Source organism: Pseudomonas wadenswilerensis, from assembly GCF_024749185.1.
Classification (GTDB): Bacteria; Pseudomonadota; Gammaproteobacteria; order Pseudomonadales; family Pseudomonadaceae; genus Aquipseudomonas; species Aquipseudomonas wadenswilerensis.
The window spans coordinates 1,921,531-1,943,260 of record NZ_CP087191.1 but is presented as its reverse complement, the minus strand read 5'-3'; the positions used below and the strand labels follow the sequence as shown (position 1 = coordinate 1,943,260).

The window sequence follows — 21,730 nt, the reverse complement described above, 5'->3', positions numbered from 1 at the left end:
TTCTGGCACCACAGGATTGCGGTGCTTCTATTAATACACCGTTGCCGGTGCCGGTCGAATGCTACTTTGGAACCGTTTCTTTCAGGTTATCCGGGCCTTCAGAAGAACCCCAGCGGATTGACGTCGTAACTCACCAGCAGGTTCTTGGTCTGCTGGTAGTGGTCGAGCATCATCTTGTGGGTCTCGCGGCCGACCCCGGATTTTTTGTAGCCACCGAACGCGGCGTGGGCCGGGTATAGGTGGTAGCAGTTGGTCCACACCCGCCCGGCCTGAATGCCGCGGCCCATGCGGTAGGCGCGGTTGATGTCGCGGGTCCAGACCCCGGCGCCAAGGCCGAACTCGGTATCGTTGGCAATCGCCAGGGCTTCGGCTTCGTCCTTGAACGTGGTCACGCCGACCACCGGGCCGAAGATTTCTTCCTGGAACACGCGCATCTGGTTGTGGCCCTTGAGCAGGGTCGGCTGGATGTAATAGCCACCGGCAAGATCACCGCTCAAGCGTTCGCAATCGCCGCCAGTGAGTACCTGGGCGCCCTCTTCGCGGGCGATCTGCAGGTAGGAAAGGATCTTGTCGTATTGCTGCTCGGAGGCCTGGGCACCGACCATGGTTTCGGTGTCCAGCGGGTTACCGCGTTTAATCTGCTGGATCTTCTTCATGACCTGGGCCATGAACGGCTCGTAGATCGACTCCTGGATCAATGCCCGCGATGGGCAGGTGCACACTTCGCCCTGATTGAAGAACGCCAGCACCAGGCCTTCGGCGGCTTTTTCGATGAACGCGGGCTCGGCCTGCATGATGTCTTCGAAGAAGATGTTCGGCGACTTGCCGCCCAGTTCCACCGTCGAGGGGATGATGTTCTCGGCAGCGCATTTCATGATGTGCGAGCCCACCGGGGTAGAGCCGGTAAAGGCAATCTTGGCGATACGCTTGCTGGTGGCCAGGGCTTCACCGGCTTCGCGGCCAAAGCCGTGGACGATGTTGAGCACGCCAGCGGGCAACAGATCACCGATCAGTTCAGCGAACACGGTAATCGACAGCGGCGTCTGCTCGGCCGGCTTGAGCACCACGCAGTTGCCCGCGGCCAGGGCCGGGGCGAGTTTCCAGGCGGCCATCAGCAACGGGAAGTTCCAGGGGATGATCTGCCCGACCACGCCGAGCGGCTCATGGAAGTGATAAGCGGCAGTGTGCTCGTTGATCTCGGCGGCACTGCCTTCCTGGGCGCGGATGCAGCCGGCGAAGTAACGAAAGTGATCGGCAGCCAGTGGCACGTCGGCATTCAGGGTTTCGCGGATGGCCTTGCCGTTGTCCCAGGTTTCACTCAGGGCCAGCACTTCAAGGTGCTGTTCGATGCGATCGGCGATCTTCAACAGGATTCGCGAGCGCTCTTGCACGGACGTGCGCCCCCAGGCATCGGCTACGCCATGGGCGGCATCCAGCGCCAGGTCGATGTCGGCCGCGCCGGAGCGCGGGAACTCGGCAATCGCCTGGCCATTGACCGGCGAGCTGTTGCTGAAGTACTGGCCTGTCAGCGGGGCCACGAATTCGCCGCCGATGTAGTTGCCGTAAACGGCCTTGAAGCTGATCAGGGCATCAGCTGTGCCAGGGGGTGCGTAGATCATGGGGGCCTCATGTGCGCTGCGGGCCTGTCGGCATGACAGGCAGCTGGCTCGATGGTAAGCAGCCGCACGGCAGGCGCGAATCGGCCCTTGGCAGGTGCCGTCTCGTCAATTGGTAGTACGCCTGGGTGGTAACCGGCTACCGCCTGCTCAGGCGCGTGCGGGCGTCATATGGCGCTTCCCCCTGTTTTGGAAGCCTCGCCAGATGACCGCCCCTTCGCCCCATCAGTCCATTGCCGAACAGGCGACCTTGAGCTGCGCGGTCGCCAAGCGCTTCGTCAAGCGTCCCGCCCTGCTCGAAATCGCCGGCCAGATCCTGCTTGAGCACTGGGGCCAACGACGACTGCCACTGCAACACAATCCGCTGACGCTCTATCTGATCAGCCACACCGAAGCTCAAGTTCATATCCGCCAGTTGCCTCAAGTCCTGATCGAGCGATACTGCCTGGGCAGCACCTTGAACCTGAATGACGGCGAGGACTATCTCAGCCGCTACCCGCAACAGGGCCAGGATGTACAACTCAATGTCGACCTGCATACCCTTGAACTGCTGATCAACGATTGTGGCCCCTTGATCGTTGAAGCCTTCCTGCAGGCGCTGGTTGATTTCTGGAGCTTGAGTGACGAGCGCGGTGAAACGCCCTGGAGCTGGTACGCCAGCTACCTGCAAAGGCTGATGAAGAATGCGATCGATGTCAGTGTCAACGCCGGCAAGCTAACCCTGGCTCAAGCGGCCACCGCCGGCATCGTTGCGGCCTTTCCGACACCGTGGCAACGCAGCCGGTTCGCCAATCTGCAAGGCTTGAGCGTCCGGCAGGTGACGGTTGACCTGACGCCAGCACAGGTTATCGATGCCGACCTGTCCAGTGCCTTGCTGATCGAAGATTTTCCCGATCCACCAAAAGCCCAAGTGGCCATCCTGTTTACCCTGGTGGGTGCGCTGGCACCCTTCGAGTCAACCCAGGGTTTTCTCGACATGCTAGCTATGAACTGGCCCAGGTCGTTGCTATCCACGGCTCCACAAGCTCAGTTCAGCCAACCGGCAACATCGGCCTTCGAAGCCCAGGCCGCCGGCTTTCTCAAACAACATTTGCGCTTGATCGAAGTCATCGCCTTGGCATCGAGAACGCCTGAGCAGGCGGCAGCGCTCAACGCCATCATTGATCGCTCGACCTCGATGCTGGACCTGTGTACCGCCCAGGAGCTTGAGCGACAGAACCAGATCGCCTTCCTGCTGCCGGCATGGCTACTCGACAGCGAGCTGGCCATCCGCTACAGCACCTTGTTGATCAATCAGGCGCAATCACATCGAGAGGCCGCCGGCAAAACCTGGCGTGATGACATCGACACCGCCGAGGTCTTCGCCTGCAAGGCCCTGGACGCGAGGATCGAGCACGATCACCCCGGTGCGGGATTCAATGCCAGCGACGTAATGATCAGCAATCATCAAGTCATCGCCAGCGCCATCCCCGGGCAAGGCAGCCTGATCACCGATGGCGTCGTCAAGGTCGTCAATTTTTCCCTCGCACAGCTGGCCATCGACAACCTCGGTGTGCTGGCCGCAGGCACTGTGAGCCTGCAGTTACTCAGCGGTGCCCACCTGCCCGACTGGATGAATGAAGCCTATGTGCGCACCCTGGTGAGTGAACTGGACATCGGCGGACAGTATCCACAGACCTTGCAACGGCAATTGCTCGACGACCCCGACCAGGTGCAGGCGCGGCGGACACTGTTCGGTACGCAGCTGAAGACGCAGTTGCCGCTGCTGGCGCTGGAGCTGCATCTGCGCGACAAGCGCATCAGCCTGCCGGCCTGCCAGGCGGTGGACGCGCTGTTCGCCCACGCCTTGCCCGGGGCCTTCGTACTCAGGCCCCTGACCCTGCTGCGCGCAAGCGGCGCTGCTGCCGATACGCTACTCAATGCCTGGCTGATCGAACCTGGCGATGTCAGGCAAGGCCCTTGCGTGCTGTATCGCCCATTGCATACTGACCCGCTGCTGGAGTTTCACGACCGGATCGCCCTGTTCGACGCGTTCGCCAGCACCGGTCCGTTGCAGGATGACTTGCTCGACCGTCTGCCTGAACATACGCGTCCGATTTATGCCAAGGGCGGCCTGCGTGAGCCGCACATTCACCGCTTCGTCCCTGGCGCCGAGTTCGAACCGCTGCAGACGCCTGCGCCTGCCCGCCTGGGTGTGGCCCTGGCCAAAGGTGCCGTGCACGACCTGATCTACCAGGCCAGCGCCCAGGAGCTGGTCGACCGGGCCAAGCGCCACTCGACCAGCACCGCACAATCGCGCTGGGACGCCTGGAAGCAACTGGGTTGGCTGATGTTCAACACCTTGCTGCCCTTGTTCGAGGGCAGTGTGGCCAAGGTCGCCTGGATGATTCAGGTCCTCGACAGCGCCAAGCGCCTGCTGGTGAGCGATGTACAAAACAGTCCCGGTGAACATCGCCAGGCGTTCGCCGACCTGCTGATCAACATCGCCATGGTCCTGTTCGTGCACGCCACCCGCCGGCTGGGCATCAGGCCAGCGGTGCGCAGGCGGCCCAGCCACGCACTTGTGCCGGCAAAACCGCCAGTCACCCCGGCGCTAGCCGAACCGCAAGCCGAGCTGACCTTCAGCTGGGCGCGCCCGGACCACCGCCTCACCGCCCAGCAAAGCACCCACCTGGAAAGCCTGGCCAGCCCGCTGTCACCCTCCATGCTCGGTTCCCCCATCCAGGACGGGGCGCTGCAGGGCTTGTACCTGCACAATGAACAACTCTATTTCGCCCAGGGCGCTCGCGCCTACCCAGTGCAATTCGATGCCGCCATCGACCAACCGCGCATTATCGCCGGGCCCTGGCTGAGAAGAGATGAGGCCCTGCGCTGGACACTCGATCTGCGCTTGCGCCTGCGCGGCGGTCAGCCTCTGCGCAATCGCCTCAAGCCTGCTGACCTGGAGCAGTCGATCGACAACCTGGATCAGACATTACGCACGCAGCAAGCCGAGGCACTGGCCAGCCAACAACGTCTGCAGGCATTTGCCCGGCAGCTCACCGACGACACCGACCCGCGCATCCTGCAAGGCTATCTGGCCAAGATGGAAACGTTGTCCCAGGACTTCGAGCGACACCAAGAGACGCTGCGTGAACGCAATGAAAAACGCCCCCTCAACCAGTACAAGACACTGCAGGCAAAAGCCCTGTTTGAACGAGCACGTTGCCAGCTGTCCATGCTTTCGACCCTGGGCAAACTGTACAAACCGTTGCGCCAGCGCTTTGTCCAGTCGGTCAGGGAAACCGACGGAGTCTTGCCTGAGCCAGGCTCAAGCGAACATTCAATGCAGGTCGATCTGCTCGACCAGATCGAGCTTTTGCTCGGCAAACTGATCAGCCATAGCGAAACCCTGAGCGCTACCCGCGAGCAACTGCACAAGCTGTCCAGCATCCGTCAACCCACTATCCAGATGATGGAACTGAGCCTCAACGAACCTGCCACCCGCCCCGCATCGCGGTTGTACTGGTACACCCTGCGCAGCGAGGTGATGAGCAACCGCTTGAGGCTGGTGGAGGCAAGCGAGGATGCCAGCGAAAGCGATTACTGGCTGGAACACAGCTGGCGCAACCTCGAGCAGGGCATGCTGCAGCGCATGAACCTGCAGGCCTTGAGCCGTGAGCAGGCAGAGGTTCATGCCCGCGTACTGGACAACATCCAGCGCCATTTCAGCACGGCGCTGCGCCAACTGGGCAATCTGAAAAACCTGCTGCCCGGTCAGCAGGCCGCCGACAGCCTGGTGTCCAGGCTCGAAACCGACCTGGCGTTGATGCTCAAGGAGACCCGCGCCGACCTTGACGAGTACCCGCAACCGCTGCTTGAGCGCAGCAGCCTGCGTCAGTTGCACCGGCAAGTGCCAGGGCTGATCGAAACCCGCGATGAGGGCGTGCTGCTAGGACAGCAGCGACGCGACAGTGAAGGTATCGTCGACATCCACAACCCACAGGACGACAGTATCCGTGCGTCCTACCGTGAAGATCCGCTTACCGGTACCTGGGAGCCCCTATCCCTCGAGCAAGCGCTACCTCCACAGGTCGCAGACGCCGAGCTGGGTGCCCTGCTGCGTGAAGGCATGCGTCTTACCGCTCTGGCCAGGCAAGATATCCAGCGCCTGAAAAACCAGGGCAGAAGCACCTACCTGCCAATCGAAATCGAGGAAATAGCCGATCGCCGACGGCTTGCACTGACTGCGCAGCGCCAGGCCATCGAACGGGCGCTGACGCGGAACAACCAGACCGATCAGGCGGCGGGCAATACGGACGCAGCCCTGCAGATCAAGCGGCTGGATGAAGTCGCTGACGAACTGTTGCATACCGGCGAGCAACTGAGGATAGAGGCTGCCCTGGCGCAAGCACCGAGCATGCGCGAGCTGGAGTACTTGCTGGGCAAGGGCCAGGTGAAACTCAAACGCCTGGTCAAGCGCAAGCCGCTGGCCAGTACCCGGGATTGGGCGCAGGAGTACCTGGATGAGTACGTGGTGCTGCACGCCAACAAACCCTTGTGGTATGCGCACTTTCACTACGCGGCCGAGAACACCCCGGTCGACGACTTCAAGGCCGCACACCTGAAGCTTGCCAGTCAGCGCTATGACCGCGGGCAGTTCGTCGAAGGCAACAAGGTGGTGCACCGCGGGCCGATAAGCCTGGCGGCGGCTCGGCAATGGTTTTTCAAGGAGTGACGGGAGAAAATCGGGCGCTGGCAGCAGCGCCCGATCCATTTCAACGATCCTTGAACTGCGCCTCACGCTTGGCGATAAAGGCGGCCATTCCTTCCTTCTGGTCTTCGGTGGCGAAGGCCGCATGGAACACCCGGCGCTCGAAGCGTACGCCCTCGGCCAGGTTGACCTCAAACGCGCGGTTGACGCTTTCCTTGACCATCATGGTCATCGGGATCGACTTGCTGGCGATGGTCGCCGCCACCTTCAGCGCCTCTTCCAGCAGCTCGGCTTGCGGTACCACGCGCGCCACCAGGCCAGCGCGCTCGGCTTCCTCGGCGCCCATCAGGCGGCCGCTCAGGCACAGTTCCATGGCCTTGGCCTTGCCCACCGCACGGGTCAGGCGCTGGGTGCCGCCCATGCCCGGCAGCACACCGAGGTTGATTTCCGGCTGGCCAAACTTGGCGTTATCGGCGGCAAGGATGAAGTCGCACATCATCGCCAGCTCACAACCGCCGCCCAGGGCAAAGCCGGACACCGCAGCGATGATCGGCTTGCGCCGGTTGGCGATGCGATCAGCGTCGCTGAACAGGTCATCGACGTAGATCTGCGGGTAGCGCAGGTCGGCCATTTCCTTGATGTCGGCGCCAGCCGCGAACGCCTTGGCGGAGCCGGTCAGCACCACGCAACCGATGTTCGGGTCGGCTTCGAGCTGGTCCAGGGCCTGGTTGATCTCGCCGACAATCTGCGCGTTCAGGGCATTGAGCGCCTGGGGGCGGTTGAGGGTGACCAGGCCGACCTTGCCGTGGATGTCCAACAGAATGGTTTCAAATGACATGCAAGCTGCTCCCTTCAAAGATTGCGCGCAATGACCATGCGCTGAATATCGCTGGTGCCTTCATAGATCTGGCAGACCCGCACATCGCGGTAGATGCGCTCCAGCGGAAAGTCGCTCAGATAGCCATAACCGCCGAGGGTCTGCAAGGCGTCCGAACAGACCTTTTCGGCCATTTCCGAGGCGAACAGCTTGGCCATTGACGCTTCGACCAGGGCCGGACGCCCGGCATCGCGCAGCGCCGCAGCATGCAGGACCATCTGCCGGGCCACGGCAACACGGGTAGCCATGTCGGCCAGGCGGAAGGCCACGGCCTGATGTTCGATCAACGGCTTGCCGAAGCTTTCGCGCTCGCGGGCATAGTCACGGGCCACCTCGAAGGCGGCGCGGGCCATGCCCACCGATTGCGAGGCAATACCGATCCGGCCGCCTTCGAGGTTGGCCAGGGCAATCTTGTAGCCTTCGCCCTCCTCGCCCAGGCGGTTGGCTACCGGCACGCGCACGTCGTCAAAGACGATCTGGCAGGTGTCGGAGGCGTGCTGGCCGAGTTTGTCTTCAACCCGTGCCACCTGGTAACCCGCTGAATCGGTGGGCACGATGAAGGCGCTGATGCCGCGCTTGCCGGCCTCGGGGTCGGTGACTGCAAACACGATGACCACGCCAGCGTTCTGCCCGGAGGTGATGAACTGCTTGCAGCCGTTCAGCACGTAATGATCGCCGTCACGCCGGGCGCGGGTCTTCAGGCTGCTGGCATCGGAACCGGCTTGCGGCTCGGTCAGGGCAAAGGCGCCGAGCATGGCGCCGCTGGCCAGCGGTGTGAGGAACTGCTGCTTCTGCTGGTCGTTGCCAAACTTGAGGATGGGCACGCAGCCCACCGAGTTGTGCACGCTCATGATGGTCGAGCAGGCACCATCGCCGGCGGCGATTTCTTCCAGAGCCATGGCGTAGGCCACGTAACCGGTGTCGCTACCGCCCCACTGCTCCGGCACCAGCATGCCGAACAGGCCCAGCCCGGCCATCTCCTCGATTGCCTCTTTAGGGAAGCGATGTTCGCGGTCCCATTGTTCGGCAAAGGGCCGTAGGCGCTCCTGGGCGAACTGGCGGACGGCGTCGCTGATTTGCTGTTGTTCGTCATTGATTAGCATGGTGCACCTCAGTACAGACACTCGACGGCCATGGCCGTGGCTTCACCGCCGCCGATGCAGATCGCTGCAATGCCACGATGCAGGCCTTTCTGGCGCAGGGCCGCCAGCAGGGTGACGAGGATGCGCGCGCCCGACGCGCCGATCGGATGGCCCAGGGCGCAAGCGCCACCATGGACGTTGACCTTGTCGTGCGGCAGGTCCAGGTGCTTCATCGCCGCCAGGGTGACCACGGCAAAGGCTTCGTTGATTTCGAACAGATCGACCTCGGCCAGGCTCCAGCCAGTGCGCTTGATCAGCTTGTCGATGGCGCCGATCGGTGCGGTGGGGAACAGCGCCGGGGCATCGGCGAACGCCGCGTGCCCATGGATCACCGCCAACGGCTTCAAACCTTGCTGCTCGGCCTGGGAACGGCGCATCAGCACCAGCGCTGCAGCACCATCGGAGATCGAGCTGGAGTTGGCCGCGGTCACCGTGCCGCCGTCGCGGAAGGCCGGCTTGAGCTGAGGGATCTTGTCCAGGCGAGCCTTGGGCGGCTGCTCGTCGTCGCTGACCAGGCGCTGGGTCTTGCCCTCGGTCACTTCGACCGGGACGATCTCGCTGGCAAAACTGCCGTCCTTGATCGCCTGCTGCGCGCGGGTCAGCGAGGCAATGGCGAAGTCATCCTGCTGCTCACGGGTAAAACCATTGTTCTCGGCGCAGTCCTCGGCAAAGGTGCCCATCAGGCGGCCCTTGTCGTAGGCGTCTTCGAGGCCATCGAAGAACATGTGGTCGATGATCCTGCCGTGGCCCATGCGGTAGCCGCTACGGGCCTTGTCCAGCAGGTACGGGGCGTTGGACATGCTTTCCATGCCGCCAGCCACAACCACATCAGCGCTGCCGGCCAGCAGCAGGTCGTGGGCCATGATCGCCGCCTGCATGCCCGAGCCGCACATCTTGTTCAGGGTGGTGCAGGTGGTGCCCTTGTTCAAACCGGCGCCCAGGGCCGCCTGGCGCGCTGGCGCCTGGCCCAGGCCTGCCGGCAGTACGCAGCCGAACAGCACCTGTTCGACGCTGTCAGGCGCTACCCCGGCACGCTCGACAGCGGCGCGGATGGCCGCAGCACCCAGCTGCGGCGCGGTCAGGCTTTTCAGGTCGCCCTGCAGGCCGCCCATGGGCGTGCGCACGGCGCTGACGATTACGATCGGATCATTGGCGAGTGTCATGATTGTCTACTCCGAAAATTACTTGGCAGCCATGCGCAAGGCGCCGTCAAGACGGATCACCTCACCGTTGAGCATGCTGTTTTCAATGATGTGGCGGGCCAGCGCAGCGTATTCCTGCGGGCGGCCCAGGCGTGGCGGGAACGGTACTCCGGCCGCCAGCGAATCGCGCACTTCCTGGGTCATGCCGGCCATCATCGGGGTTTCGAAAATGCCCGGTGCGATGGTCATCACACGGATGCCGAAGCGCGCCAGTTCACGGGCCGCAGGCAAGGTCAGGCTGGCGATCGCGCCCTTGGAGGCGGCGTAGGCGGCCTGACCGATCTGGCCGTCGTAGGCGGCAATCGAGGCGGTGTTGATGATCACCCCACGCTCACCATCAGCGCCCGCTTCGCCTTCGGCCATGGCTGCAGCGGCCAGGCGCAGCAGGTTGAAGCTGCCGATCAGGTTGACGTTGATCACCCGGCTGAAGCTGTCCAGGCCATGGGGGCCATTCTTGCCCAGGACCTTTTCGGCGCCGACGATACCGGCGCAGTTGATCAGGCCATGGAGACTGCCGAACGCGGCAACGGCGGCATCGACCGCGGCCTTGGCGGCGCTCTCCTGACTGATATCGGCAACCGCAAAGTGCGCCTTGCTACCCAGCGCCTGGGCCTTGGCAGCGACCGCCTCGGCATTGAGGTCGACCAGCATCACCTGGGCTCCAGCCTCGATGAGCATCTGTGCGGTAGCGGCGCCCAGCCCGGAAGCTGCGCCGCTGACGATGAAGTTCTTGTTGGCAATCTGCATGATGGTCGTTCCTCAGGCGCTGGCAGTCGAAGCCAGCGCGGCTTGTTGTTTGGCTATTTCCTGGTTGCGCAGGATGAAACGCTGCAGCTTGCCGCTCGGGGTCTTGGGCAGCTCGCTGACGAATTCGATTTCCCGTGGATAGGCGTGGGCATACAGGCGCTGGCGGACGTGCTGCTTTAGTGCCTCGGCCAGTTCTTCGCTGGGTTGCTGAGCGCTTGCCAGCACCACGAACGCCTTGATCAGTTCGGTACGCTCCGGGTCCGGTTTGCCAACCACGGCGGCCTCGATCACCGCCGGGTGTTCGATCAGCGCGCTCTCGACATCGAACGGCCCGACCCGGTAGCCGGAAGTGGTGATCACATCATCACTGCGGCCAACGAAGCTGATACTGCCATCGGGGTTGAGCTCCACGGTGTCACCGCTCAGGTAGTACCTGCCGACGAAGGCTTTGGTCGGCAAACCGTGGTAGCCAGCAAACCAGCACAGCGGCGACTGCTCGCGGTCCACGGCGAGAATGCCCGGCTGCCCGGCTGGCAGTTCATTGTGCTGCTCATCCAGCACCACGATACGGTGTCCGGGAATGGCAAAGCCGGCCGCCCCCAGGTGCACCGGGTGCTCCAGGCCGTGGTGGTTGCACAGCACCATGCCCAGTTCGGTCTGCCCGTAATGGTCGTGGATGGTCACTCCCAGCTCGTCGGCAAACCAGCGGATCACTTCCGGGTTGAGCGGCTCGCCGGCACTGCTGACCACCCGCAGGCGGCCCTTGATCGGCGCGCTGAATTCGCTGCCGGCAGCGATCAACAGGCGATAGGCGGTGGGCGAGCCCGCCAGGTTGCTGATCGCGTACTTGTTGATGACCCGACAGGTACTTTCGACGCTGAACGGTCCATCGAAAAAGGTAGTGGCATGGCCCAGGGCCAGCGGCCCGGTCACGGCGTAGTAAAGCCCGTAGGCCCAGCCAGGATCAGCAAGGTTCCAGAAGTTGTCTTCAGGGCGCAGGTCGATGGCATCGCGCATGTAGCCCTGAAAGGCGACGATGGCCCGCAGCGGCACTTCCAGCGGCTTGGCCGGGCCGGTAGTGCCGGAAGTGAACATCAGCAGGAACGGTGCATCGCCCCCCAGCAGCACCGGCTCGCAATGATCATCGGCTGCTGCCAGCGCCATGTGAAAGTCGATATCGCTGGCGTCGTTGGCGGCACCAACACAGATGATTGTCGGGCAGTCATGGACCTCGTCGAGCTTGCTGCGATTGAGCGGCTCGGTGACCACCACCTTGGCCCCGGACTGTTCCAGCCGGTGTTCGATAGCCTTGGGGCCAAAAGCGGTGAACAGCGGCTGGTAGACTGCGCCCAGGCGCCAGGTGGCCAACACGGTGATCAGCAACTCGACCGTACGCGGCATCAAGCCGGCAACCCGGTCGCCGGCGCCTACACCCTGAGCCCTGAGCACATTGGCCAGGCGCGCGGCAGATTGCTGCAGTTGCTCGAAGCTGTACTGGGCGCTGCTACCCTCACGGCCTTCGCAGTTCAGTGCAATACGATTGCCGCCGACATGCCGGTCGCAGCACTCGACGCAGGCGTTGAGCGCTTCAAGGCTGCCTTGCAGGGCAGCCGCAGCGGTATGCGGGTAGTTGAATCCTTGCGCCGCGGCACGGTAATCACGCATCGCCAGACTCCTCGTTTTTTATTGTTGGAATAAAACGATTGATCTGAAGATAGTCGCGCCAGAGCCGTTACGGGACAATGGCCAAAGCTGTCAATCTGGATGACTGGTTTGGCCGCTGCCCTCCCTGGCACCAGGATTAGCCGCCAGGTTCAGAAGCAAGCTGCTGCTTGGTCAGCTCCACAATCAACGCCCGCACCTTCACGGCACGCTCGACCGTCAGCACATCCACTGCACTGTCTTCGGCACCCGCCATGTCGGCCAATTCCTGCAGCCGATCCACGAAGGGGTCTTCAACATCCGCGAACGATTGGGGATAAGCGGCACGCAGATATTCAATCCAGAAATCCCGGGAAACAATGAAGTCCAGCAGTTCATCACCGGCTTCAGCCATGCGCACCGCCCTGGCCGCTTCGTCGAGTTGACGCTGGGTCACTCCCGCCACCCCGCCAAACTGCATGTAACGTGGCTGGCCGGGCAGGTCCAGTTCCTCGGCAAGGCCAACCCGGTAGGCCAGGCTGACTTCTATCTCATCGACTCCAAGCTCGTACTCCCGGCGAGCGCGGATGTCCTCACGGGCAACCCGTTCGACACGTTCGAGGCGAAACAAGCGCCTGGCCACGCCGAGCAGACGGCTGGCCTCGGACGCCAGGCCAGGCTGTTGCTCGGCTTGCCACAAAAAGTAGCCCACTTCGAGGTTACTGAAGCAATCCGCGACACTGTCGACGCACGTCCTCGGTGCCGAGGCCAACTTGAAGAGCTTCGAACGCAGCACCGCGCTGTCCACCGCCTCCTCTATGAGCTCCCAGACCCTTCGGCTCAGGGCCTCGCGGTTCATTCGATAGTCTGCGGTGCCGGTCAGATCGCCCAGTAAACGCAAAAAATCTGCGCTGTGTTCTGTCTGTGATAGTTCATCCCATTGCCTCGCACGCACTTCGTATACGCGCTCATCCAGGGTAGCCAACCAGAGTGCGCGAGCATCGACCTGCAACGCCTGCTCATCCTCTTCTGGCAGTTGCATGCCATCGAGATCGGCCAAGCGCTGCCAGGTCGCCTGCGGCAAGGGATTGCCCTGCAGGTAGATGACGTCACGGATCACCCCGGAAGCATTGAAAAAACGTTCAGGCAAGGTGGCGATTCGATTGTTGCGCAAGTCCGCCTGTATCAGGAATGTTCGGCTGAGCAATCCGCGCGGCAAGGCTTGCAGGCTGGTATTGCGCAGGCTCAGCTCGCGCAGGCGGTGCAAGGGGCGCAGGTTCAGGTTGCGCCGCAGCGGATTGTTGTCCATGACCAGCATGCGCACCTGACTCAAACGCGCCAGCGCATCGACATCCGCGGCCTGCAGGCTGATGTGATTGTGTTCCAGCCTGAGGGTGCGCAAGGCCGACATGTACTCAAGGCCCGACGGCAGCTCGTCAAAAAAGTTGTTGCTAAGGTTCAACCAGCGAGTGCTCGCAAAGGCACGGAAAAACGAAGCCGGCAGCCTGCGCATGCGCATGCGCATGCCGACCATGGCCACATCAACCACATGGGCGAAGCTGATCTCGCTCGGCAGGTTGGGAAAGGTCGGGATACGCAGGCCGACAATGCTCAAACGATACCCCTGGAGAATCCCGTTGCCATCGATAATCGGCTCACTTTGACGACGCCAGCAGCGACGCAGGGCGTCGGCCACGCGATTACGCGGCGACAAAAGGACGGTAGCGCTACCACTTGCTTGCGCAGGCGCTGCAGCCTCCCAGGTGCGCAAGGTCCGGTCCAGCAACTGGTACTCCTGCTCGAGCCTGTGCAATTCAAGTAGCACGGGAGCTCCGCTTTCGCGCAAACCGGCAATGAATGTTTCGCGTTGCCGGGCATCGAGACCGGGAAACAAGGCGCACAGACGATCGATGACGCTTTGCGCCATCGCCCGCCCTGCCCCCCGGCCGCTGAGCAGATAACCCACGCGTCCGTCCGCCAGCCGATGCCCAGGGTTGAACCAGCGCCTGATCGGCACCAGGCCTAGGATACCTTCAAGCGTGCTTGAGCCTGCCGACAACTGTGCAAACAGATCCGTGCGAAGCTGTCTTGCCCCGTCAGGACCGTGCCAACCCAGGTGCTCACGTTGAGCCTGGCTCAACGAAGCCACAATCACCTGGGTCAGGCTCCCGGTCAGCTGTATTCGCTGAGCAGTGGCCCCCTGATCGCCATAAAGCTGGTAAACGCCTTGCTGATGAACGATCACCCTGAGCACTGACGAACTCCCCTCGGGCTGCAATCGATCCAGCAAGCGGCTATAGGGCAGGCGGTCATGCAGTGTCAGGTTCATTGCCTGCGGCCAGCCAGCCAGGCGTCTGAGGGCATAGAACGCCAGGTGCGCACTGTCCAGCGAGCCTCCGTAGCCCAGCACCAGACCTTCGCGTGCCCGGGTCAGGCGCGCTAGCCTCGCCAGCATCCGTGCCTGCTCCGCCAAGCCCAGGGGGATGCGCGCCTCGGCCGCAAGCACTGCCCGCTCGTCATCGCTGGCCTGCTCAAGCAAGGCCAGGCCGTAGGCATCCGGCAAGTGGGGGAAATCACGCTGGATCGTTGCCAGCAGGGGATCGGCGGTCAAGTACTGCGTGGAGAAATGCTCGAACAAGGCCACTCGCAGCGAAACAGCCGCAGCCTGTAGTTGCCTGCGTGCTTGAGCCTGGCCAGCGAGCTTGAGGTACGTCAAAGCATAGCCGTAGAGCTCAGCGTCCAGCGCCTGTTCGGCCTCAGTGCCTTGTAGCTGCTGGATGAAGTGGCCGATACGCAGATCGACGGCAAAGCGCTCAAGGGTGTCACGCAGACTGGCCGGCATTCGCCGATTTTCCACCAGCAGACCGCGCAACTCCTCCTCATCGATCTCCGCCACCTGTAGAACGGCCGCCACCTCGCTGACGTTCATCTGCGCAGCATCCGGCCACAAGCGCTCCAACAGGTGGGGCTTCCCCTGCCAGGCCAGGGGCCGCTCATCACCCAGGCGCCAGGCACGCTCACCGTTGAATTCGACAACCGGCCCGTAGGCGTCCGGCCGGCGTTGGTGGACCAGGCGCCAGGAGCCGTGCTCAGGCGCCTGACGAACTTCGTAAGCTTCACCTCGCAGCGGCAGGTAACTGTGCCCTTCGGTCAGTTGCAGGCCGTCACTGGTCAAGTGCGAATCGGCAGGGATTTGCGCCAGCCGGTAAGGCGATCGTTCGTTTTGCCATAGACGGGGCTGGCCATTGTCGAGGGTAATCGGCAACAGTGACTCGACAAAATCGCTGCGTCTGAATCCGCGTGCCACCACGTGAATACCCGCCCCCAGCGCTGCCGTCACCGCAATGGTTTCGGCAACCCCGAACATATGTTCCAGCGCTTCGCGGCGATGCCCACGCAGCCAGTCCTCAGCGCCCTCGAACACTTCGCCCAGGGTCTGAACCGCCAGATGCCCGAGCAACAAAGCCCCCACAGTGGGAACGAACAGGCCTGCCAGATTCAGTACTGCCCAACCGGCCGATACCAGCCCTGTGCGCCATACCTGGGCATCTGCGGTGTCGACATCCGAGGTCGGCACCGCCAGTACTCGTGCGTCGGCCTTGATCCGCGCCAGTTGCAACTGGCAGAGCCCGGTGAACAGCTCACCGCGTAACAGCGTACCGTTCAAGGCCAGGTCAACGCTGGAGTCCGTGAGCCGGGTCGCCAGCAATGAGGTAAAACCTGGGCGCTGCTGCAGGCCGATCAGAGAACTGAAGTACGCGCTATAGGCCTGGCTACCCTTGAGCAGTTCAGCCAACTCCGCGTTAAAGGCAAACCAGGAACTGTAACAGCGCAAAGGTTGCAGCGGATCAGTCGGCAGATACACGATCAACGCACGAATCAGGCTCGCTTCGGTCCAGCGCAGTGCCCCTGCCGGCGGTTCGCCGCGCACTTCGAAAACCACCGTGGTACTGACCTGGCAGTTCAGCGCGTTCAGCTGATACAGGCGCACTTCTAGCCCGCCATGGTTTATCTGGGCGGCTTCCGAGACGACTTGATCCAACATCTCATAGGCTGTTGCATCGATCTGCCCACGCAAGTGCGCAACCCGCGCAGCCACCTGCAAGGCCAGGCGCTTTTCCTCGGCCAGGTCCTGCCCGTTCGCAATGAACACATCATCCAGGTGCTGCTGGTAGCGTTTGCCCACATCCAGTTCACGACAGACGCTGGCCACCTGGTCAGGCGTATCGATCAGTACCGCTTCGGGTCCACGCCCGGAAACGATGGCAGTGCCCGAGTAATAACTGCTGGCCACTGTCTGGCGAGCGGTAAAGCCCTGCAGCAGGCGCTGCAACAACGGTTGCCTGATGACAATCGTATCGTCCACGGGCAGGCCTATCCCCTGGCTGGGCCTGAAGTCACGTAACACTTCACGCCACCGGTCGCTGTCGATACTGCCCTGGTACTTGAGTTTTTCCCACAACGTGTTCAGCAGCCAGGGCCTGGCAAAGGCATCGATCGCCGTGAGTTCATCAAGGATTGCGTGGACCGTTTGTTGACATCGCCAGAGCCGCAAAAAATCATCGCGCAGACCGCTTATCTGGGTAACAGAGGCCGTTTTGAGCCAGTCGGGCAGGATCTGGCCAATGAACTCGTCGGTCACCCCTGGCTGGGTGATGGCAGGCAGTGCGGCCGGGGACTCGGGCACAGGAATAGTCACGTTTCACGTCCTGGTGATGTGGGAATCCTCCAGCCTAAAAACTGTTAACCATCTCTTGCAGCGGGATGGGTTTCACCCTGCCCGATCAGTGTCCGATAGTGGCCAGGGTTGCAGCCATACCATTTGCGAAACGCCTTGTAGAACGAGCTGCTGTCGGCGAACCCCAGACGCTCGGCAATCTCGGCGAAGCTCACCTGCGCCTCTGCCAGCCAGGCAATCGACAGCTCTTTGCGCACACTGTCCTTGAGGCCCTGGTAGGTCGTGCCTTCTTCGGCCAGACGGCGACGCAGGGTCGAGGCCGATATGCACAGCTGCTGGGCCTGGGTGTCGGTTTCTGGCCACTCGCCGGCGGGTAGCTGGCGCAGCGTTTCCTTGATCCGTCGCGCGAGGCTGGCCGGGTCACGGTACTTGACCAGAATGTTGGCCGGCGCCTCGGCCAGAAAGCGTTGCAACTCTTCCGGCGTACGTTTGAGCGGCAGGTCCAGGCAATCGGCAGCGAAGATCATCCGCGTACGCGGGCGGCCGAACTGCAGGTTTTCCGAGAACATCACCCGGTAGTCATCGCAAAATGGCGGTTCAGCGCAACGCAACTCGATGGCCAGGATCGGAATGCGCCGCCCGGCCAGCCAGCAGGCAACCCCATGGACAATCATCCAGAAAGTGAAATAGGTGAAGGCCCGGCGCGGCTCATCCAGCGGCTCACCGATGACGATTTCCGCCAGGCTCTGCTGGCGCACCAGAACCGGCTGCAGGTGCTCGAGCATTAGTCCGAGAAACGCCAGGGCGTTCTCCAGCGCCGCGCCCAGGGTTGGCTGGGCCATGGAAGAACGGCACAGGAAGGCCAGGCTGCCGGTGCGCAGGCCACGCGGGTCCATGCAGAAGAATTCATCGTGGCAACGGCGGGCGAGCAAGCGCCAGAGCTGCGCGTAGGCACTGGCCGGCACCCGTGCGTCAGCTTCGTGCAGTTGCCCGGGATCGATCCCCACGCGGCCGAGCAAGGCCTGGCTGGGTGCACCCGGGTCATAACTCTGCAGCAGCGCTTCACGCACCAGTTGCATGGAGATGGTGTCTTTCTCCGTCATCAGCAGTATTTCGCCTTGCCTGTGTTATTTGATCGCCATCTTAGGAGCCTGCCGGGAAAAAACCAGCCCCGGTTCAGCGTACCGGAGCCAGGTTGAGAAAAGCCTGGATCAGGCGCAGTTCGCGGCGCCGCTGCAAGCAACCGATCATGTGCTGGTTGACCAGCCCCGCTCCGGCAATGGGCCGCGCCACCACCCGCGGGTCATGGCTGATTTCCATCGAAGATACGATGCCAATGCCAAGCTCGGCCGCCACGGCTTCAGTCACTGCTTCGCGGCTGTCGAGCTCCAGCAGCACCCGCGGCTGAACACCGGCCTCACTGCAGGCCTGATCGAACGTGCGGCGGGTGATCGAGCTGGGTTCGCGCAGCACCATGATCTGTGCGTCCAGTTCCCTCAACTGCAGCTCACCTGTACTGCCCGCCCAAACGTGCCCGGCCGGTAGCAAAGCGCAGATCCGTGAATCACCGAGGCTTTGCAGGTACAGGCCCTTGCGCGGTTCGACTTCGGTCAGGACCGCCACATCGGCATGCTCGCAGAGCAGCGCCGCCAGGGTTTCCTGGGCGTTGCCCAGGCGCAGGTTGACGGTGATGCCCGGGTAAGCCGCACGCAGTTGCGCCAGCATCGGCATGACCCGGTGCGGGCCGTCAGCGGCCACTTCCAGACGCCCGGTGAGCAACTGCCGGTTGGCCTCAAGCATCACCTGCGCTTCTTCGACCAGACCGAACATGGCGCGGGTGATGGCCGCCAGGCGTATGCCCTCCTCGGTCAGTTCTACCCGCCGGGCGGTGCGGCGCAGCAGGGTGATCTGGTAATGCTCCTCCAACGCCTTGATATGCCCGGTCACCGCCGGCTGGCTGATGAACAGGCGGTTGGCGGCGCGGGTAAAGCTGCCCTCACGGGCCACTGCATCGAAGGCGCGGAGCTGGAACAGGTTCATATCTATCGGCCTGACTTATGGCTGGCATAACAACAAACAATTTGATTGATAGCGCACGGAATTGCAACTTAGGCCCCGTAGATTCAGCCCACCGCTTGTGAGGATTACCGGAATGAGTAACGCCCCTATCCTGCTGACCCCCGGCCCCCTGACCACCTCGGCCCGTACCCGCCAAGCGATGATGGTCGACTGGGGCTCCTGGGACCGCGATTTCAACCAGCTGACCGCAAGCCTCTGCGAGCAACTGCTGGCCATCGTCAACGGTGCCGACAGCCACCACTGCGTGCCCCTGCAAGGCAGCGGCACCTTTGCCGTTGAAGCCGCCATCGGCACCCTGGTGCCTCGCGACGGCAAGGTCCTGGTGCTGATCAATGGCGCCTATGGCCAGCGCCTGGCGAAGATCTGCAAGGTGCTGGGGCGCGCCTACAGCACTTTCGAAACCGCCGAAGACGAGCCCACTACAGCTGCTGACGTCGATCGCCTGCTGGCCGCCGATAGCAGCATCACCCACGTGGCGTTGATTCATTGCGAAACCAGTACCGGCATTCTCAACCCGCTGCCTGAGATCGCCCGGGTTATCGCCGGCCACGGCAAGCGCCTGATCATCGATGCCATGAGTTCGTTCGGCGCCTTGCCGATCGATGCCCGCCAAGTGCCGTTCGATGCCCTGATCGCCGCCTCCGGCAAATGCCTGGAAGGCGTACCCGGCATGGGCTTCGTGTTTGCCAACAAACAGTCGCTGGCCGCCGCCGCAGGCAACTCACCGTCGCTGGCCATGGACCTGCAGGACCAACATGCCTACATGGCCAAAACCGGCCAATGGCGCTTCACCCCGCCGACCCACGTGGTGGCGGCGCTGCACGAAGCCTTGTTGCAATACAACGAAGAAGGCGGCCTGCCCGCGCGTCATCGGCGTTACGCCAGCAACTGCAAGACCCTGCTCGACGGCATGGCCGCCATCGGTTTGCACAGCTTCCTGCCAGCCGAGATCCAGGCGCCGATCATCGTCACCTTTCATGCCCCGAACGATCCGCGCTACCAGTTCAAGGACTTTTACGAGCGGGTCAAGGCCAAGGGCTTCATCCTCTACCCGGGCAAGTTGACCCAGGTCGAAACCTTCCGCGTCGGCTGCATCGGTTGCGTTGGCCCGGACGGCATGCAGGCTGCGGTCAACGCCGTCGCCGAGGTCCTGCGGGAAATGGAAGTGCTGGACATCTGACACCTCGAATTCTTTCTACCTGATCAGCGAAACCACCCGCTCAAGGAACCCTGAACATGAACTACAGCAACCCGACGCACCTGCAAGCCGCGATCCTCGACTGGGCCGGCACCGTGGTCGACTTTGGCTCCTTCGCCCCGACCCAGATCTTCGTCGAGGCCTTCGCCGAATTCGATGTCGAGGTGTCCATCGAAGAAGCCCGCGGCCCGATGGGCATGGGCAAGTGGGACCACATCCGCACCCTGTGCGACCAGCCACAGATCGCCGAGCGCTACCGCAAGGTGTTCGGCCGCACGCCGACCGATGCTGACGTCACTGCCCTTTACGAACGCTTCATGCCCCTGCAGATCGAGAAGATTGCCGTGCACTCGGCGCTGATCCCAGGCGCCCTCGAGACCCTGACCGGGCTGCGCAAAGATGGCCTGAAGATCGGCTCGTGCTCGGGCTACCCGAAAGTGGTGATGGACAAGGTAGTGGAGCTGGCCGCGCAGAACGGCTACGTGGCCGATCATGTGGTGGCTACCGACGAAACTCCGAACGGCCGCCCATGGCCGGCCCAGGCCCTGGCCAATGTGATTGCCCTGGGGATCGATGATGTCGCCGCCTGCGTCAAGGTCGATGACACTGTGCCGGGCATCCTCGAAGGCCGTCGTGCCGGCATGTGGACGGTGGCGCTGGTGTGTTCGGGCAACGCCCTGGGCCTGACCTACGAAGGTTACCGCGCCCTGGCCTTGGAGACGCTCGACAGCGAGCGCAAGCGCATTCATGCGCTGTTCGAAGGCTCGCGCCCGCACTACCTGATCGACACCATCAACGAGTTGCCGCAAGTGATTGCCGACATCAACAAGCGCCTGGCGCGAGGCGAGATGCCGCAGGCGGTGTAACCCCACCATCGCGGGGCAAGCCCGCTCCTACAGGTAGGAGCGGGCTTGCCCCGCGATTAGCTGCCTCACTTCTGGTGACGCTCGACCCACACGGCAAACTTGTCGATAAAGGTCTGCAGGAATGGCCGGGTCTTCTCCGACAGCTTTCCGTGCTCATCGAACAGCGTCCCTGCACCGCTGATGTACGCTTCCGGCTGCTGCATGCACGGCACATCGAGGAACACCAGCGACTGGCGCAGGTGATGGTTGGCGCCAAAGCCGCCCACCGCCCCCGGCGACACGCTGATCACTGCCCCCGGCTTGCCGCTCCAGGCGCTCTGGCCATAAGGCCGCGAGCCCACATCAATCGCATTTTTCAATACCCCCGGCACCGAGCGGTTGTACTCCGGGGTCACGAACAGCACCGCATCACTGCTGCGAATCTGCTCGCGGAAGGTCTTGTAGGCCTGTGGCGGATTGGCGTCGATATCTTCGTTGTACAAGGCCAGCTCGCCGATTTCGACGTTGTGCAGTTTGAGGTTGGACGGCGCGAGCTCCGCCAGCGCACGGGCGACCTTGCGGTTGAGGGATTCCTTGCGCAAGCTGCCGACGACGACGGCGACTGAGTACACCTGGCTCATGGCAATTTCCTGACGTGGAGAACAAAGGGAGTTGTAGGTATAGATGATCCCGTGCGGCCCTGAAGTTTTTTTCCAGGCGGGCAAAACTTACCAGGCAAAACAGTGGTCTATGCCTGACAGATCCTTATTTCTTCAGAGGTTGCACGGTAAATGACAGCAGTACTGGTCGGACAGTTTCATGCACGGGACGCAGAGGGCCGCATCTATCCCGTTCATGAGTTCCAGGAAGCCACCCTGCAGGCCGACGGTAGTGGCGCACCCCTGCCGATTACTACCTATAGGCTGGCAATCGGCGACCGGGTCAACCACCTGGGTGAAGATCGCTTCGAGCTGGTACAGAGTGGTGTGGAAATCATCCGTATTCCCTGACC

General features: G+C 62.6%; 14 protein-coding genes. 4 read left to right on the top strand and 10 right to left on the bottom strand.

The genetic code is table 11. The features are described from left to right. Positions 1-98: 98 nt before the first annotated feature. Positions 99-1,619, bottom strand: coding sequence for an acetaldehyde dehydrogenase ExaC (exaC, locus tag LOY45_RS08925; protein WP_115087879.1), 1,521 nt, complete (start codon positions 1,617-1,619; stop codon positions 99-101). A gap of 202 nt (positions 1,620-1,821) precedes the next feature. Here exaC and LOY45_RS08920 point away from each other — a divergent pair, with 202 nt between their 5' ends. Beyond that, positions 1,822-6,333: a hypothetical protein gene (locus tag LOY45_RS08920; RefSeq protein ID WP_258578982.1), complete on the top strand. Its 4,512-nt coding sequence runs from the start codon at positions 1,822-1,824 to the stop codon at positions 6,331-6,333. 40 nt (positions 6,334-6,373) lie between these two features. On the opposite strand, the gene LOY45_RS08915 is transcribed toward LOY45_RS08920, so the two are convergent. The 8 genes from LOY45_RS08915 to LOY45_RS08880 all read right to left on the bottom strand — a co-directional run bounded on the left by LOY45_RS08915 (position 6,374) and on the right by LOY45_RS08880 (position 18,636). Then, a complete protein-coding gene (locus tag LOY45_RS08915) occupies positions 6,374-7,147 on the bottom strand; it encodes an enoyl-CoA hydratase (RefSeq protein ID WP_115087881.1) in 774 nt (257 codons plus the stop codon). Positions 7,148-7,161: 14 nt separating this feature from the next. Next, a complete protein-coding gene (locus LOY45_RS08910; protein WP_115087882.1) occupies positions 7,162-8,289 on the bottom strand; it encodes an acyl-CoA dehydrogenase in 1,128 nt (375 codons plus the stop codon). An 8-nt stretch (positions 8,290-8,297) separates the two neighbouring features. After that, positions 8,298-9,491, bottom strand: coding sequence for an acetyl-CoA C-acyltransferase (locus tag LOY45_RS08905; protein WP_115087883.1), 1,194 nt, complete (start codon positions 9,489-9,491; stop codon positions 8,298-8,300). A gap of 18 nt (positions 9,492-9,509) precedes the next feature. Continuing rightward, positions 9,510-10,277 carry an SDR family NAD(P)-dependent oxidoreductase gene (locus tag LOY45_RS08900; protein ID WP_134063448.1) on the bottom strand — a complete coding sequence of 256 codons (768 nt, stop codon included), beginning with the start codon at positions 10,275-10,277 and terminating at the stop codon, positions 9,510-9,512. A 12-nt stretch (positions 10,278-10,289) separates the two neighbouring features. Beyond that, on the bottom strand, positions 10,290-11,942 hold the full coding sequence (locus LOY45_RS08895; protein WP_115087885.1) for an AMP-binding protein: 1,653 nt from the start codon (positions 11,940-11,942) through the stop codon (positions 10,290-10,292). Between the two features lie 136 nt (positions 11,943-12,078). Continuing rightward, entirely contained in the window at positions 12,079-16,617 is a 4,539-nt protein-coding gene (locus LOY45_RS08890; protein ID WP_258578981.1) for an NEL-type E3 ubiquitin ligase domain-containing protein, read from the bottom strand. A 44-nt stretch (positions 16,618-16,661) separates the two neighbouring features. Beyond that, positions 16,662-17,699 (bottom strand): AraC family transcriptional regulator, encoded by a 1,038-nt coding sequence (locus LOY45_RS08885; RefSeq protein WP_258578980.1) that lies wholly within the window; start codon positions 17,697-17,699, stop codon positions 16,662-16,664. Positions 17,700-17,772: 73 nt separating this feature from the next. Continuing rightward, positions 17,773-18,636: a LysR substrate-binding domain-containing protein gene (locus LOY45_RS08880; RefSeq protein WP_258578979.1), complete on the bottom strand. Its 864-nt coding sequence runs from the start codon at positions 18,634-18,636 to the stop codon at positions 17,773-17,775. A 112-nt stretch (positions 18,637-18,748) separates the two neighbouring features. On the opposite strand from LOY45_RS08880, the gene LOY45_RS08875 reads away from it, so the two are divergent. Then, positions 18,749-19,855 carry a 2-aminoethylphosphonate--pyruvate transaminase gene (locus LOY45_RS08875; RefSeq protein WP_258578978.1) on the top strand — a complete coding sequence of 369 codons (1,107 nt, stop codon included), beginning with the start codon at positions 18,749-18,751 and terminating at the stop codon, positions 19,853-19,855. 56 nt (positions 19,856-19,911) lie between these two features. Next, positions 19,912-20,739: a phosphonoacetaldehyde hydrolase gene (phnX, locus tag LOY45_RS08870; protein WP_134063456.1), complete on the top strand. Its 828-nt coding sequence runs from the start codon at positions 19,912-19,914 to the stop codon at positions 20,737-20,739. Positions 20,740-20,804: 65 nt separating this feature from the next. Here phnX and LOY45_RS08865 read toward each other — a convergent pair whose 3' ends face one another. After that, entirely contained in the window at positions 20,805-21,359 is a 555-nt protein-coding gene (locus LOY45_RS08865; protein WP_115087889.1) for an NADPH-dependent FMN reductase, read from the bottom strand. A gap of 150 nt (positions 21,360-21,509) precedes the next feature. Between LOY45_RS08865 and LOY45_RS08860 the strand changes: the two genes are divergently transcribed. Beyond that, a complete protein-coding gene (locus LOY45_RS08860; protein WP_115087890.1) occupies positions 21,510-21,728 on the top strand; it encodes a hypothetical protein in 219 nt (72 codons plus the stop codon). Positions 21,729-21,730 lie beyond the last annotated feature (2 nt).